Raw genomic sequence first — 275 nt, forward strand, 5'->3', positions numbered from 1 at the left:
GAAGAATTTGAGAGATAGGATTGAGCGCATCAACCGCCATACCAATTAACCAATAAACAAAGTTCATATGAACATCAAGCAATGCATCTATTTATTTGCCACAATTGCATTTTCACTCTCATCTTGTAGCGATGACAGCGGCATGGAAAATGATTTTGAGCCTAAGACTTATCTCTAGAAAAAAGGCAAAAATGAATATTATCTTCTTAAAAGTGAATATTGCCCTATTTGGAAACCCCTCTATCTTTGCAGTTGATTATGAAAGTATTGATATG

At 34.5% G+C, this 275-nt stretch carries 1 protein-coding gene; it reads left to right on the forward strand.

Translation table 11 applies throughout. From position 1 onward, the window contains the following. Nucleotides 1–95: 95 nt before the first annotated feature. The coding region (locus tag AC2Q9J_RS17885; protein WP_499042019.1) for a hypothetical protein at nucleotides 96–275 on the forward strand (180 nt) is incomplete at its 3' end.

It is taken from the genome of Planococcus sp. RAB007_Raresut (genome assembly GCF_057369535.1).